This window comes from Mesorhizobium sp. SARCC-RB16n (genome assembly GCF_008520305.1).
Classification (GTDB): Bacteria; Pseudomonadota; Alphaproteobacteria; order Rhizobiales; family Rhizobiaceae; genus Mesorhizobium.
Genome location: NZ_ML703288.1, coordinates 14,226 through 29,409, shown reverse-complemented (window position 1 = coordinate 29,409; position 15,184 = coordinate 14,226). Strand labels below are relative to the sequence as shown.

At 62.2% G+C, this 15,184-nt stretch carries 12 protein-coding genes; 9 read left to right on the top strand and 3 right to left on the bottom strand.

The window, feature by feature from the left end; genetic code table 11:
• Window positions 1-207: 207 nt before the first annotated feature.
• Together C7I87_RS28815 and C7I87_RS28810 are read right to left on the bottom strand one after the other, a co-directional pair.
• Window positions 208-666 carry a hypothetical protein gene (locus tag C7I87_RS28815; protein ID WP_149907416.1) on the bottom strand — a complete coding sequence of 153 codons (459 nt, stop codon included), beginning with the start codon at window positions 664-666 and terminating at the stop codon, window positions 208-210.
• 308 nt (window positions 667-974) lie between these two features.
• On the bottom strand, window positions 975-1,823 hold the full coding sequence (locus tag C7I87_RS28810) for a hypothetical protein (RefSeq protein ID WP_149907415.1): 849 nt from the start codon (window positions 1,821-1,823) through the stop codon (window positions 975-977).
• Between the two features lie 369 nt (window positions 1,824-2,192).
• On the opposite strand from C7I87_RS28810, the gene glmM reads away from it, so the two are divergent.
• The 8 genes from glmM (at window position 2,193) to C7I87_RS28770 (ending at window position 12,741) form a co-directional block, all read left to right on the top strand.
• Window positions 2,193-3,545 carry a phosphoglucosamine mutase gene (gene glmM / locus C7I87_RS28805; protein WP_149907414.1) on the top strand — a complete coding sequence of 451 codons (1,353 nt, stop codon included), beginning with the start codon at window positions 2,193-2,195 and terminating at the stop codon, window positions 3,543-3,545.
• A gap of 245 nt (window positions 3,546-3,790) precedes the next feature.
• Window positions 3,791-4,645: an outer membrane protein gene (locus C7I87_RS28800; protein WP_149907413.1), complete on the top strand. Its 855-nt coding sequence runs from the start codon at window positions 3,791-3,793 to the stop codon at window positions 4,643-4,645.
• Window positions 4,646-4,852: 207 nt separating this feature from the next.
• On the top strand, window positions 4,853-5,635 hold the full coding sequence (locus C7I87_RS28795; RefSeq protein ID WP_149907412.1) for an outer membrane protein: 783 nt from the start codon (window positions 4,853-4,855) through the stop codon (window positions 5,633-5,635).
• A gap of 201 nt (window positions 5,636-5,836) precedes the next feature.
• Window positions 5,837-7,012, top strand: coding sequence for a phosphoserine transaminase (locus C7I87_RS28790; RefSeq protein WP_149907411.1), 1,176 nt, complete (start codon window positions 5,837-5,839; stop codon window positions 7,010-7,012).
• A 65-nt stretch (window positions 7,013-7,077) separates the two neighbouring features.
• Window positions 7,078-8,679 (top strand): phosphoglycerate dehydrogenase, encoded by a 1,602-nt coding sequence (serA, locus tag C7I87_RS28785; RefSeq protein ID WP_149907410.1) that lies wholly within the window; start codon window positions 7,078-7,080, stop codon window positions 8,677-8,679.
• Between the two features lie 476 nt (window positions 8,680-9,155).
• A complete protein-coding gene (locus C7I87_RS28780) occupies window positions 9,156-9,764 on the top strand; it encodes a gluconate 2-dehydrogenase subunit 3 family protein (RefSeq protein ID WP_246696441.1) in 609 nt (202 codons plus the stop codon).
• A 2-nt stretch (window positions 9,765-9,766) separates the two neighbouring features.
• Window positions 9,767-11,533, top strand: a complete 1,767-nt coding sequence (locus tag C7I87_RS28775; RefSeq protein WP_149907409.1) for a GMC family oxidoreductase — start codon at window positions 9,767-9,769, stop codon at window positions 11,531-11,533.
• A 2-nt stretch (window positions 11,534-11,535) separates the two neighbouring features.
• Complete coding sequence (locus C7I87_RS28770; RefSeq protein ID WP_246696440.1) at window positions 11,536-12,741, top strand: c-type cytochrome; 1,206 nt, start codon at window positions 11,536-11,538, stop codon at window positions 12,739-12,741.
• A 19-nt stretch (window positions 12,742-12,760) separates the two neighbouring features.
• Here C7I87_RS28770 and C7I87_RS28765 read toward each other — a convergent pair whose 3' ends face one another.
• Window positions 12,761-13,657, bottom strand: a complete 897-nt coding sequence (locus C7I87_RS28765) for a DMT family transporter (protein WP_149907407.1) — start codon at window positions 13,655-13,657, stop codon at window positions 12,761-12,763.
• 211 nt (window positions 13,658-13,868) lie between these two features.
• On the opposite strand from C7I87_RS28765, the gene C7I87_RS28760 reads away from it, so the two are divergent.
• Window positions 13,869-15,167, top strand: a complete 1,299-nt coding sequence (locus tag C7I87_RS28760; RefSeq protein ID WP_149907406.1) for an adenylosuccinate synthase — start codon at window positions 13,869-13,871, stop codon at window positions 15,165-15,167.
• Window positions 15,168-15,184: the final 17 nt, after the last annotated feature.

Below are 15,184 nucleotides of genomic sequence, written 5' to 3'. Positions count from 1 at the left end.
GGAAGTGTCCTCGGTTCCGGGATAACGACATGCATAAAATCAAAAGCTTACAGCAGGTCGGGCGAATCCTATACGCCGCGACATGCTGTAGACCAGATACCCGGCGTCCAGATGTCGCCCGACAGCAGATCCTCGGGACAAGCCCGAGGATCACGGCTCAACGTCTGCGTGAAAAACGGTGAACCGCTTTGTCCGCCGTATTCGGTTTTATGATTCAGCTTTCAGCCGCGCATTGCACAGGCTGAAATAACCGCCGCCCTTCTGGATCCAGCGAAGGCCGTTCAACGTACCCGCCTCCTTGTTGCCGTGGTAACCCTGCAGGCAGGTCTTCATCCGCGCCTTCGCGGGCTTTTCGGTCTTGAACTCGGCGGCGAGGGTGGTCGGGAATGTCACCCCCGCCGGCGCTACAGTGGGGGCGACCGCCGCGCTGGTTTCCTTTTCCGGCTGCAGCGCGGTTTTGACCGTATCCGCGCTGACACTCTCCGCGGCGGACGTCGCGCATTTCTCTTTGCGGAAAGCGGCCCAGTCCATGCCGTTCAGAGTGCCGCCTTCCTTGGCTGTCCGATAATTCTCGCCGCATTCCTTCATCGTCAGTGCGCTTGCAGGGGCGACGCTCCAAGCAACCAATGCCGTCACAGCCAATACCGCCGATTTCAAACTGAGCATGAGATCCCTCCTAGTTGATAACAAGTTATGTCTCCTTTTTGTATACTGTTTGTTCCTTATATGTTCAATCAGAATCTTTGCGAGCTACCGACAAGCCTGACGGCGGGCAGTGTGGGGGCGAATTGATGATGCCGACAGCCCCCGCGATATGCAGATGGGGCAAGGCTGCGGACGTCGTCGCGCGCAACGAAAAGGCCCGCGAAGCAGATGCATCGCGGGCCTTTGCCTGTTCTTGCCAGATTTTCGTCTAATTCAATTCGATCTCAACCGGCTCATGCCCATCGATCTGGGGGAATGCCATGCGCGGCTCAGCCCTTCAGCTTGGCATTGCAGAGGCTGTAGAAGCCGCCGCCCTTCTGGATCCACTTCAGGCCGCCGAGCGCGTTGGCGTCCTTGAGGACATAGTACTGATCGAGGCAGGTATGCATGCGGCCCTTTCCGGGAGTCTCGCTGGCATATTTCGCCGAGATCGCGGACGGGAAGGTGACGCCCTTGGGCGCAACCGTCGTCGGCTTTGCCGGCTCGTTGGTGTAACTTGCCTCGCTTGGGGCGGGCACGGTGTCGTCGTCGGACGCGCCGGCGCCGCATTCAGCCTTGCGGAAGTCGTTCCACTTCATGCCCTTCAGCGTGTTCGCCGTCTTGGCAGCCTGATACTTGGTGCTGCATTCGGCCATGCTCAGGCCCTTGCCAGAAGCGGCGGCCGGGGCGGTAGTGGTCGCGGCCTTGGTGGTCGCCGGCTTGGTGATGTCAGCGGCGGCGGATGCGCCGGCGGCGCATTCAGCCTTGCGGAAGTCGTTCCACTTCATGCCGTTCAGTGTGCCGGCGGCCTTGGCCGCCTGGTACTTGGTGCTGCATTCCTTGGCGGTCAGGCCCTTGGCCGTGCTGTCGGCAGCCGCGGCGGCAGGCTTGGTGGTCTTGGCCGGCTTGGTCTCGGCAGCCTTGGTCGTGGCCGCCTTGGTGTCGGTGGTGGCCGCGGCATCGGTGCCGCACTGCGCCTTGCGGAACTGGTTCCAGGTCGCCCCGGCAAGTGTCCCCGCGTCCTTGGCGGCGTTATACTTCGTGCTGCATTCGGCCATCGTCAGCGCGTTGGCCGGCGCAGCCAGGAACAACGTCACGACCGCAAGGCCGGTCAAAGTAGCAAGTCGGTGGATGAGCATAGCGTTTCTCCGTTGCAGCAGCCCATTGTACGTCCCACCGAATCAATAACGCTCAACGATCGGTTGCGCCAGATGCCAAGCGACTTATATATCGCCGAAAATCGCGCTCTAACGATAAGGTGATGAAATCATTCGGCCTTACGGTCGCGGAGGCAAGAATTCTCGGGGTGCACCCGCGCCGAATGGCTCGCAAAACTGGTATATTGTGGCGTAACAATGTCCCCATGCATGGCTGCGGCCGTGTTGTGTGCAGTGCACAACAATGGTTTTCTAAGGATTGGTAACATATACTCACACAATGTGATCAAGGCAGGGCTGCCAATTGTGGCATGACGTGCCGGCTAAGGACAATCGGGGATACTGGCTAGCATGGCAGGGAATTACTTCGGCACGGACGGCATTCGCGGGCGCGCCAACAAGTTTCCGATGACCGCGGAGATCGCCATGCGGGTCGGCATGGCCGCCGGTCTTTCGTTCCAGCGCGGCAGCCACCGCCATCGTGTCGTGCTCGGCAAGGACACCAGGCTTTCCGGCTACATGATCGAGAACGCAATGGTGGCCGGCCTTTGCGCCGCCGGCATGGACGTGTTCCTGCTCGGCCCCATCCCGACGCCGGCGGTGGCCATGCTGGTGCGTTCGCTGCGCGCCGACATCGGCGTTATGATCTCGGCCTCGCACAATCCCTATTACGACAACGGCATCAAGCTGTTCGGGCCCGACGGCTACAAACTCTCCGACGAGATCGAAGAACGCATCGAGAGCATGCTCGACAAGGATATCGAACTGGCGCTCGCCGATTCCGACGGGCTTGGCCGCGCCAAGCGCGTCGACGGCGTGCATGACCGCTATATCGAATTCGCCAAGCGCACCTTGCCGCGCTCGATGTCGCTTTCGGGCCTCAGGATCGTCGTCGACTGCGCCAACGGCGCGGCCTACAAGGTGGCGCCCGAGGCGCTGTGGGAACTTGGCGCCGAGGTCGTGGCCATCAATGTCGAACCCAACGGCTTCAACATCAACAGGGAATGCGGTTCGACCCATCCGGCCGGGCTGCAGAAGAAGGTGCATGAAGTGCGCGCCGATATCGGCATCGCGCTCGATGGCGATGCCGACCGCGTCGTCATCGTCGACGAGAACGGGGCCATCGTCGACGGCGACCAGATCATGGCGCTGATTGCCGAGTCCTGGCACCAGAGCGGGCGGCTGGCTGGCGGTGGCGTCGTTTCGACGGTCATGTCCAATCTCGGCCTCGAACGCTTTCTCGGCGACATGAAGCTGCAATTGCACCGCACCAAGGTCGGCGACCGCTATGTCGTGGAGCATATGCGCGCGCATGGGCTCAATGTCGGCGGCGAGCAGTCGGGCCACATCGTGCTGTCTGACTTTTCGACCACCGGCGACGGTCTGGTCTCGGCGCTGCAGGTGCTGGCCTGCATCAAGCGGCAGGGTCGCCCGGTCAGCGAACTGTCGAAGAAGTTCGAGCCGGTGCCGCAACTGTTGAAGAACGTTCGCATCGCCGGCGGCAAGCCGCTGGAGGAAGCCCAGGTCAAGGCCGTAATCGAAGACGCCCGCCACCGTCTCGGCAAGGCCGGCCGGCTGGTCATCCGTCCATCCGGCACCGAGCCGCTGATCCGTGTCATGGCCGAGGGCGACGATCCGCAACTGGTCGAGGCCGTCGTCAACGACATCGTCGGGGTCATCTCGGAAACCCGCAGCGCCGCCTGATCTCCGCCCGCGTCGCGCCGCCGCCTTGGTTTGCATCGAAGCCTGCCCCTCCGGCGGGCTTTTTTGTTGGCCGGAGAGCCGGTCGCCTTCTATCGAAAACATCGCCGAATCCCCGGAATTTTAGAGATTCGTGGTTAATCGACAGGGTTAAACGCCTTTTAACTTTTGCAATTCATTATCCACGCCTGAAAGCCAATCTCATTCGGACACGATCGCCGTTCCGAGGGTTTCTAGGGGTGACAAGCATGTTTAATACAGCAAGAAAGGCCCTGTTCGCGCTGTTGTTCGCGGGACTGGCCTGGCCGGTGTTCGCAGCCGACCTGCCGGAGCCGCAGGTCGAAGAAGCACCACCGCCGGTCTACGAGCAGCCAGTCGACGTCGGCGGATGGTATATCCGCGGCGACCTCGACTATCACAAGTCGAAGGTGGGTGACATCGACTACATCACCTATGGGGCCGCACCTTGCCCGTGCGGACCTCCTGTGGGGGTCGCCGGCAGCAAGAGCTTCGACTACGGCAAGCTCAAGGGCGGCTTCTCGCTCGGCGGCGGCGTCGGCTACAAGATCAATGAACACTTCCGCACCGACCTGACCGCCGATTATTGGTTCAAGTCGAACTTCAACGGCGGCACCTCGGATCTCACCACGACCTCGACCGAAGTGTCGAAGATGAGCGCCTTGCTGCTGCTAGCCAATGCGTATGTCGATATTGGCACCTGGCATGGCGTCACGCCCTATGTCGGCGCCGGCATCGGCGGTGCGCGCGTCAAGTGGGATACTGTCTACGATCCGAACACCACCGAGTCCAACCCCGGAACATCCAGCTGGCGCTTCGCCTATGCGGTCATGGCCGGCGCTTCCTATTGCTTGACCGACAAGGTCATCCTCGACGCTGGCTACCGCTTCTCCCATATCCAGGGCGGCCGCATGTTCGAATATGGTCCAAGCAGCGCCACGCCGGGCGCCGGGCCGGGCTTCGATCACGGCTTCAACACCCACGAAGTGCGCGGCGGCCTGCGCTATCAGTTTGGCGGCAACAACGGTTGCGCCGCACCGGTAGTGGCCTACCAGCCGGAACCCGAGCCGATCTACACCAAGTAATCGCCGCGAAGTTCCAAGAATTCGTCGACCGCCCGGCATCAGCCGGGCGGTTTTCGTTTGAGATGATCCGGAGCGAGTCCTTTCGAAATCAATTCTCTAACGTTCTGTTAGCCTTAACCGGCACTTAACCACTATGGTTAACAATGCTTCCTGAAACGATGGCTGCCGCCGTGATCGCAGGTGTCGTCAAATCCGGGAGTCGGGACCATGACACTCATATCGCGTATTGCGCTGGCGCTTGCCGGACTTGGCCTCTTGCCGCCGATATCGGCACTCGCCGCCGACTACGATCCGCCGGTCTATGTCGACCAGGCGCCGGACTATGTGCCGGTCGAGGTCGGCTCCGGATGGTATCTGCGCGGCGACATCTCTTATCTGGTGCAGAAAAGCTTCAAAAATGGGGATTTCACCTTCCCGTCGGCGATCAACAACGAAAACTTTAGCGAGAGCGACCACGCGGCCTTCGCGAGCATCGGTTTCGGCTACCATTTCACCGACTATCTGCGCGCCGATCTCAACCTCGGCTATCTGCCCGGTAACAACGTCAGCTTCAGCTATGACGATTCAGCGGTCGTCACACTGCCGACATTGCCGACCCAGGGATCGGGATCGCTGAAGAACTATGCTTTCTCGGGGATACTCAATGGCTATGTCGATCTCGGAACATATGTCGGAATCACGCCCTATCTCGGCGCCGGCATCGGTGTTGTCCGCAGCACGCGCAAGCTTTCGGCGACTTACACAGATAACAATGTCCCCGCCAACAGTTTCGACCTGCAGGACAACAAGACACAGTATTCCTTGGCCTATACGTTGAATGCGGGCCTTGCCTACCAGGTTTCCAAGAACGTTTCCGTCGACCTGGGCTATCAGTATTTCTCTGCCCCGAGCGCGGAGTATGTGACGGCCGAAAGCCTGACCTCCTTTCCGGTCAAGAAGGGAATCAGCAATCACCAGGTCAAGCTCGGGCTGCGCTACGATCTCTGGTAGGCCCCGGACAGCTTAGCATTTTGGCGGCGGATCCCTGCGGTCCGCCGTTTGCGTTTGAAATCACGCGATCCTGATCACGGATCGCCGGTATCCCGGCAGCGACAAAAACTTTCCTCTTGACGCCCGAGGCCTGAACGCATATCGCCGTCCGTGGGCCACCCCTCCCCAACGAGGGGCCACTATCTGGAAGGATAGACCACGATGACGACGCATACGAAGCCCGGACTCCGTCCGGCAAATCCCAATTTTTCCTCAGGTCCCTGCGCAAAACGCCCCGGCTGGTCGGTCGAGGCGCTGAAATCCGCCGCGCTCGGCCGTTCCCACCGCGCCAAGATCGGCAAGACCAAGCTTGAGCAGGCGATCGCGCTGACGCGCGAGATTCTCAAGGTTCCGGCCGACTACCGTATCGGCATCGTACCGGCCTCCGACACAGGTGCTGTCGAGATGGCGATGTGGTCGCTGCTCGGTGAGCGCGGCGTCGACATGGTCGCCTGGGAAAGCTTCGGCTCCGGTTGGGTCACCGACGTGGTCAAGCAGCTGAAGCTCGCCGATGTCCGCAAGATCGAGGCCGGTTATGGTGCGCTGCCTGACCTGACCAAGATCGAGTTCGACCGCGATGTGGTCTTTACCTGGAACGGCACGACCTCGGGCGTGCGCGTGCCGAACGGCGACTTCATTCCCACCGATCGCAAGGGCCTGACCATTTGCGACGCTACTTCCGCGGCCTTCGCCCAAGGGCTCGATTTCGAGAAACTCGATGTCGTGACGTTTTCCTGGCAGAAGGTGCTGGGCGGCGAGGGCGCGCATGGCATGCTGATCCTGTCGCCGCGTGCCGTCGCGCGGCTGGAGAGCCACAAGCCTTCATGGCCGCTGCCGAAAATCTTCCGCCTGACCTCGGGCGGCAAGCTGATCGAGGGCATCTTCAAGGGCGAAACCATCAACACGCCGTCGATGCTTTGCGTCGAGGACTATCTCGACGCGTTGAACTGGGCGAAGTCGATCGGCGGCCTCGATGCGCTGATTGCCAGGGCGGATGCCAATGCCGCCGTGCTCGACCGGTTCGTCGATAGATCACCTTGGCTCGGCCATCTCGCCGTCGCGCCAGCGACACGGTCGAACACGTCGGTCTGCCTGTCCTTCCGCGACCCGGATATCGCGGCGCTCGACGCTGACGGGCAGGCGGCCTTTGCCAAGGGGCTTGTCTCGATGCTCGACAAGGAAGGCGTCGCCTACGACATCGGTTCCTATCGCGATGCCCCGCCGGGATTGCGCATCTGGTGCGGCGCGACCGTCGAGACCTCCGATCTCGAAGCGCTCCTGCCCTGGCTCGACTGGGCCTTTGCCAGCCAGAAGGCGTCGCTCAAAGCGGCTGCCTGAGATGTTTCGTGGCGGCCCGAGGGCCGCCCATTCCCGGATCAATCCCATTTTTCAAGGAGGCCGCCATGGCGCCCCGCGTTCTCGTCTCTGACAAACTCTCTCCCACCGCCGTGCAGATCTTCAAGGATCGCGGCGTCGAGGTCGACTATCTGCCCGATCTCGGCAAAGACAAGGAAAAGCTGCTCGAAGTGATCGGCCAGTATGACGGCCTCGCCATCCGCTCGGCGACCAAGGTCACCGAGAAGCTGATCAACGCCGCCACCAATCTCAAGGTCATCGGCCGCGCCGGCATCGGCGTCGACAATGTCGATATCCCGGCGGCAAGCCGCAGGGGTATCATCGTGATGAACACGCCTTTCGGCAATTCGATCACGACGGCCGAACACGCCGTGGCGATGATCTTCGCGCTCGCCCGCCAGATCCCGGAAGCCAATGCTTCGACCCATGCCGGCAAGTGGGAGAAGAACCGCTTCATGGGCGTCGAGATCACCGGCAAGACGCTGGGCGTCATCGGCTGCGGCAATATCGGTTCGATCGTCGCCACACGTGGCGTCGGGCTGAAGATGCATGTCGTCGCCTTCGACCCGTTCCTGTCGGAGAAGCGCGCCGAGGAGCTCGGCGTCGACAAGGTGGAACTGGACGAACTCCTCGCCCGCGCGGACTTCATCACGCTGCACACGCCGCTGACCGACAAGACCCGCAACATCATCGATGCGGCGGCCATCGCCAAGATGAAGAACGGCGTGCGCATCATCAACTGCGCCCGTGGCGGGCTGGTGGTCGAGGCCGACCTAGTCGCGGCGCTGAAGAGCGGCAAGGTGGCGGGCGCCGGCATCGATGTGTTCGAGGTCGAACCTGCGGAGCAGAATGCGCTGTTCGGCATGGAGAACGTGGTGGCGACACCACACCTTGGCGCCTCGACGGCGGAAGCGCAGGAGAATGTCGCGCTGCAGGTCGCCGAGCAGATGGCCGACTACCTGATCAAGGGCGCGGTCTCCAACGCCATCAACATGCCCTCGATCACGGCGGAAGAAGCGCCGCGGCTGAAGCCGTTCGTCAAGCTCGCCGAAGTGCTCGGCGCCTTTGTCGGCCAGGTCACCGAGGATCCGATCAGCGAGGTCGAGATCCTGTTCGACGGCTCGACCGCGACGATGAACACGCGCGCGCTGATCAGTGCGGCCCTTGCCGGCCTGATCCGGCCGCAGGTCGCCGACGTCAACATGGTCTCGGCACCGATCATGGTGAAGGAGCGCGGCATCATCGTCGCCGAGGTCAAGCGCGACAAGTCGGGCGTCTTCGACGGCTACATCAAGCTCACCGTCAAGACCGAGCACAGGACGCGCTCGATCGCCGGCACCTGCTTTTCCGACGGCAAGCCGCGCTTCATCCAGATCAAGGGCATCAATCTCGATGCCGAGGTCGGCCAGCACATGCTGTACACGACCAATGCCGACGCGCCCGGCATCATCGGGCTGCTCGGCACGGTGTGCGGCGAGAACGACGTCAACATCGCCAACTTCCAGCTTGGCCGCAACCGGCCGGGGGGCGACGCCATCGCGCTGCTCTATCTCGACGCGCCGTTCCCGGAAAAAGTGCTGGAGCAGGTGCGGGGCCACAAGTCGATCGACTCGGCAAAACGACTGCAGTTCGACGTGGGCGGGATCTAATCTATCCCCGCACCTCGGCGCCGACATGCAATACCATTACGACGCCCCGTTTGCCGGCATGCATGCGGGGCGTTTCCGTGACCGCTGGAATGCCCGGCGGACTACGCCGTGGCCGGTGGTGGCATGCTTTGGAAATCTTTAGCCATCAGTACATTAGCGAATGCCGATAAGAAGAGATCTGGCCTAATCTAACGATTTTGTGATCTGCTTGACGATCCCGGTTTCTTTCCGCACGCTGCCACCAATTAATAGGTATGACTTAAACCTAACTGGTTCGTCATGATTTTGCGCGTACCTTCGGGCGCGTTTCTGTTGCTGTCGAGGTGCCTTCGATGGATCGTCACAATACTGTCCAACTGAGCCGGCGTCTTTTTCTGTCTTCGGTTGCGATGTTTACGGTAACGGCAACATCGGCAAGCTTTGCCCGATCCTTGTCAGGCTCGCTGCCTTGGGCGCCGATGTCGTCCGATCCGCCGATGCAGGTCGTGTCCGGCGGCTGGCAGTTCTTCACGCCGCAGGAAGCCGCGCTCGTCGAGGCCATCGTTGACCGCATCGTTCCCGCCGACGATCTCTCGATGGGCGGCAAGGAGGCCGGCTGCGCCGTCTATATCGACAGGCAGTTGACGGGCGCGTTCGGAACATCGAGCAGGCTTTATACGCAGGGGCCGTTCCTGCCGGGATTGCCCACGCAGGGCTATCAGGGCGAAGCCAATCCCGCCCAGCGTTACCGCGTCGGCCTTGCCTCCATCGACGCTTTCCTGAAGCAGCGCGACGGCAAGACATTCGCCGAGCTCCAGCCGGCCGACCAGGATGCATTCCTGGCCGCCATGGAAGCCGGAAAGGTCGACTTGCCAAACGGCGTCAAGGCTCCCGGCTTCTTCGGACTTCTGCTGCAGAACACGATGGAAGGGTTCTTTGCCGATCCGGTTTATGGCGGCAACAAGGACATGGTCTCGTGGCGCATGCTTGGTTTCCCCGGCGCGCGCTATGATTACCGGGACCACGTCAGCAAGCACAATCAGCCCTATCCGCGGCCACCTGTCTCCATCGAGGGCAGCCCGGAATGGCTCGTGAAAAGGAGCTGACCATGACGACGATACTGCCTCGCAAGGATGTCGTGATCGTCGGCCTCGGCTGGACAGGGTCCATCCTTGCGCATGAACTGACAGATCAGGGCCTCGACGTTCTGGCCATCGAGCGTGGTCCTTGGCGCGACACGGCCACCGATTTCAACATCGGCTATGCGCAGGACGAATTGCGCTACAGCGTGCGGCGCGACCTGTTCCTGCAGCCGGCCGTCGAAACCATGACGATGCGTAACGACCCTTCGCAGACGGCGCTGCCGATGCGCGATTTCGGCTCGTTCCTGCCCGGCAACGGTGTCGGCGGCGCCGGGGTGCACTGGAACGGCCACACCTGGCGGTTCTGGGATTCGGATTTTCAGATCAAGACCAACCTGACCAAGAGGTATGGCGCGGCGCGGATCGCCGATCTCCAGGTCGAGGACTGGGGCGTGACCGGCGCCGAGATGGAGCCCTATTATGACCAGTTCGAATATCTGGCTGGAATCTCGGGCAAGGCCGGCAACATCAAGGGCAAGCTGCAGGAAGGCGGCAACCCGTTCGAGGATCCAAGGTCGCGGGACTATCCGAACCCGCCGATGGAGATGACCTACGCGCCGACCCTGTTCGCCGATGTCGGCCGGTCGATAGGACTGCACCCGTTCCCGACGCCGTCCGCCAACATGTCGCGGACCTATGTCAATCCGCTCGGCATCACCATGGGGCAGTGTACCTATTGCGGATTCTGCGAGCGGTTCGGCTGCGCCAACTATTCCAAATCCAGCGCCCAGACCACCATCCTTCCCGTCCTGATGAAGAAGGCCAATTTCGAGGTCCGGACCGACAGCGAAGTGCTGCATGTCGATCTTGCCCCTGGCGGCAAGTCGGCGCGCGGCGTGACCTATGTCGATACGTCGGGACAGGAATTCTTCCAGCCGACCGATCTCGTGCTTCTGTGCGCCTACGGCCTGCACAATGCCCGGCTGATGATGCTGTCGGGCATCGGCAAGATCTACGATCCCGCTACGGGCGAGGGCACGGTCGGGCGCAATTATTGCTACCAGACCAACGCCGGCGTGCAGGTGTTCTTCGACGACAAGAACTTCAATCCCTTCATTGCCGCAGGCGCGCTCGGCCAGACGATCGACGACTACAATGGCGACGCCTTCGATCACGGCGGTCTCGATTTTGTCGGTGGCGCGGGCATCAACTGCATCCCCACCAATGGACGTCCCATCGGGACAAGGCCGACGCTGCCCGGCACGCCGAAATGGGGCAGCGCCTGGAAGAAGGCGACCGTCGCGGGCTACAAAAGCACGCTCGGCTACTCCTCGCAGGGCAGCAGCTACGCGACACGTACCAACTACCTCGACCTCGACCCGACCTACAAGGATCGCTTCGGCCGGCCGCTGATGCGCATGACCTTCGATTTTCCCGACAACGATATCCGCATGTCGAACTATCTCTGCGACCGGATGGAGGACATCGCCAAAGCGTTCGGCGGCAAGCAATACAGTGTCGGCCGCCGCAAGAAGGGCTGGGACAGCGTCCCCTATCAGAGCACCCATAATACGGGCGGCGTCATCATGGGAACGGACCCGAAGAAGAGCGCGGTCAACAGCTTCCTGCAAAGCTGGGATGTGCCCAACGTCTTCGTCATCGGCGCGTCGGCCTTCCCGCAGAACGCCGGCAAGAATCCGACTGGGACGGTCGGCGCGCTCGCCTACCGCGCCGCCGACGGCATCCGCAATCACTATCTGCGCAATCCCGGCGCACCGCTGGTGCAGGCATGAGGATGCTCGCTGCCACCGCCGGCGCGGCGCTGCTGGCGATCACGCCGGTACTCGCCGCCGATCAGGCCGACCAGATCATCCGCGGCCAATACCAGGCCGTGCTCGGCGATTGCGCGGGCTGTCATACGAGGCCAGGCGGCAAGCCGCTGGCCGGCGGCCTGCCGCTCGAAACGCCGTTCGGCGCGCTGGTGCCGCCCAACATCACGCCCGACCATGAGACGGGCATCGGCAATTGGTCGGAGACCGATTTCCGCAACATGATGAAATCAGGCGTCGGCCACAATGGCGTACGGCTCTATCCCGCCATGCCATATCCCGCCTATACCAGAATGACCGAGCAGGACATCTCCAACCTGTGGGCCTACATGACCACGGTCGAGCCGGTCTCGAACAAGGTCGAAGCCAACCAGTTGCCGTTTCCGCTGAACATCCGGCTGGCGATGTGGGGCTGGAACCTCCTGAACTTCAGCGAGGCCAGCTTCCAGGCCGATCCCTCCAAGTCTGCGGAATGGAACCGCGGCGCCTATATCGTCCAGGGGGCCGGGCACTGCGGCACCTGCCACACGCCTAAATCGTTCCTGGGCGCCGATCAGGACAGCAGCTTCCTGCAAGGGGCGTCGCTGCAGGGCTGGTTCGCCCCCGACATCACCAACAATGCTCAATCCGGCCTTGGCAAATGGTCGGAGGAGGATGTGGTCACCTACCTCAAGACCGGCGTCAACGCGCATTCGATCGCGTCCGGTCCGATGGCCGAGGCGGTCGAGAACTCGACCTCCAAAATGACGGATCCCGACCTCAAGGCCGTGGCCGTCTATCTCAAGAGCCTGGGGTCGGACACCGGCAACGCCCAGGCGCCCAAACCCGACGAGGCGCGGATGGCGGCGGGCGAGGCGATCTACCATGACAATTGTTCGGCCTGCCATGGCGGCGATGGCGCCGGGGCCGGCGCGTTGTTCCCAACCCTCGTCGGCAATTCCATCGTCGCGCAGGGCAATCCCGAAACGCTTGCCCGCGTTGTTCTCGCCGGAAGCCAGGCGGTGCACACGACTGGTGCTCCGACGACGCCTTCGATGCCGTCGCTGGCATGGCGGCTGAAGGACCAGGAAGTCGCCGATGTGCTGACCTATGTGCGCGGCAGCTGGGGCAATTCCGCTCCGGCGGTTTCGTCGGACGATATCGCGGCGGTGCGCAAGGAATTGGCGCCGTAATTTCGGCCCGCCATTGCCGTCAGCGGCCAGAAGCCATCTTGCGCCCGCTGTGTTCTGCGAGCCCGATGCCGCCCAGAACGAGAACCAGAGCCAGCGCCTGATAGAGCTGAAAGGTCTCGCCGACGATCAGCACCGAAAGCAGCGTGCCGAAGATCGGCACCAGATTGATGAACAGGCCGGCGCGATTGGCGCCGATCAGTTCGTTGCCCCTGATATAGGTGATTTGCGAGATCACCGAAGCGCCGATCGCGGTATAGACGATGACAGCCCAGCCATGCGCATCGGGCACGATCACCTTGCCGGCGGCGGCCTCCCACAGGAAGAAGGGCAGTGAGGTGATGAGCGCTGCGAACGACATGGCCAGCATCAGGCTCTGCCAACGCATGACCGGCTTCAGCCGCAACCCGACCGAATAGCCGCTGTAGAGAACGACCGCGACCAGCATGATGGCGTCGCCGAAATTGAGCTCGAGCGTCAGCAGCCGGCGCGGGTCGCCGTGGCTGGCCGTCAGGATGACGCCGAAGATGGTCAGCGCCACGCCGGCGATCTGCGCCCAGTTCACGCGCAGGCGGAAGAAAACGAAATTGGCTGTCATGATCAGGATCGGCATCGCCGCCTGTTCGATCGAGACATTGATCGCCGTGGTGTAGTTGAGCGCGGTGTAGAAGATGGTGTTGAACAAAGTGAAGCCGCTGGCGCCCAGCGCCGCCAGCACGAACCAGTGCCTGCGCACGACGGGCCAATCCTCCTGGATAGTGCGCCAGCCGATCGGCAGCAGGATCGCCACGGCCAGCATCCAGCGCAGGAAGACCAGCGTCATCGGCGAGACGTGGCCGACCGCCAGCTTGCCGGCCACCGAATTGCCGCCCCACAGCAAGGTGGTGAGCAGCAGGAACATGTAGGCGCTTCGATGCATCGCGGGCTTCCAGCCGCGGAATGGGCCGCGGTGTTTGCCGGCCTATTGCCCCCGTCAGCCCAAGTAAATGATGTCAAAGCCGAAAATTGTTGTGCCTCAGGCCATTTTCGGCGGCAAAGAAAGGTCGCACTTGCGAGGTCTTGACGCTATAGAGGCCTGTCGTTTCGAACCATATCCAAGCCGCGCGGCGGCGTCTCAAGGGAAAAGAAACATGGCCAATGTGGTGGTCGTCGGCTCGCAGTGGGGCGACGAAGGCAAGGGCAAGATCGTCGACTGGCTGTCGGAGCGGGCCGATGTGGTGGTGCGTTTCCAGGGCGGCCACAATGCCGGCCACACGCTGGTCGTCGACGGCAAGGTCTACAAGCTGTCGCTGTTGCCTTCGGGTGTCGTGCGTGAAGGCAAGCTGTCCATCATCGGCAATGGCGTGGTCTTCGATCCGCATGCTTTCGTCGCCGAAGTGGAGAAACTGAAGGGCCAGGGCGTGGAAGTGACGCCGGATCGCCTGAAAATAGCCGAAAACACGGCGCTTATCCTGTCCGTACACCGGGAGCTGGACGGATTCCGCGAGGATGCCGCTTCGAATTCCGGAACAAAGATTGGCACGACCCGACGCGGCATCGGCCCCGCCTACGAAGACAAGGTGGGCCGGCGCGCGGTTCGGGTGATGGATCTGGCAGATTTGGAAACTTTGCCCCTGAAGGTGGACAGGTTGCTGACGCACCACAATGCGCTGCGTCGCGGGCTCGGCCACGGCGAAGTCACGCATGACGCGATCATGCGGGAATTGACCTCGGTCGCGAACAATATCCTGCCCTATATGGACCGCGTCTGGAAGGTGCTCGACGACAAGCGCCGCGCCGGCGAGCGCATCCTTTTCGAGGGCGCGCAAGGCACGCTGCTCGACATCGACCACGGCACCTATCCGTTCGTCACCTCGTCCAACACGGTCGCCGGGCAGGCCGCTGCCGGCTCCGGCGTCGGCCCGGGTGCCATCGGCTACGTGCTCGGTATCACCAAGGCCTATACGACGCGCGTCGGGGAAGGTCCGTTCCCGACCGAGCAGAAGAACGAGATCGGCGAGTTCCTCGGCACGCGCGGCCATGAATTCGGTGTCGTCACCGGTCGCAAGCGCCGCTGCGGCTGGTTCGACGCGGTGCTGGTGCGCCAGGCGGTCGCCGTCAACGGCATCAAGGGCATCGCGCTGACGAAGCTCGACGTGCTCGACGGGCTGGACGAGATCAAGGTCTGTACCGGTTACACGCTCGACGGCGAGACGATCGACTATCTGCCGGCGAGCCAGGGTGCGCAGTCCCGCGTGGAACCCATCTACGAGACGCTGGAAGGCTGGAAAGGCACCACCGCCGGCGCACGCAGCTGGAACGATCTGCCGGCCCAGGCCGTCAAATATGTCCGATACATAGAAGAGTTGATCGGCGCGCCGGTCGCGCTCCTCTCCACCAGCCCGGAACGGGACGACACGATACTTGTGACCGACCCGTTTCAAGACTAGTTTCTGAAGCCTTTCCG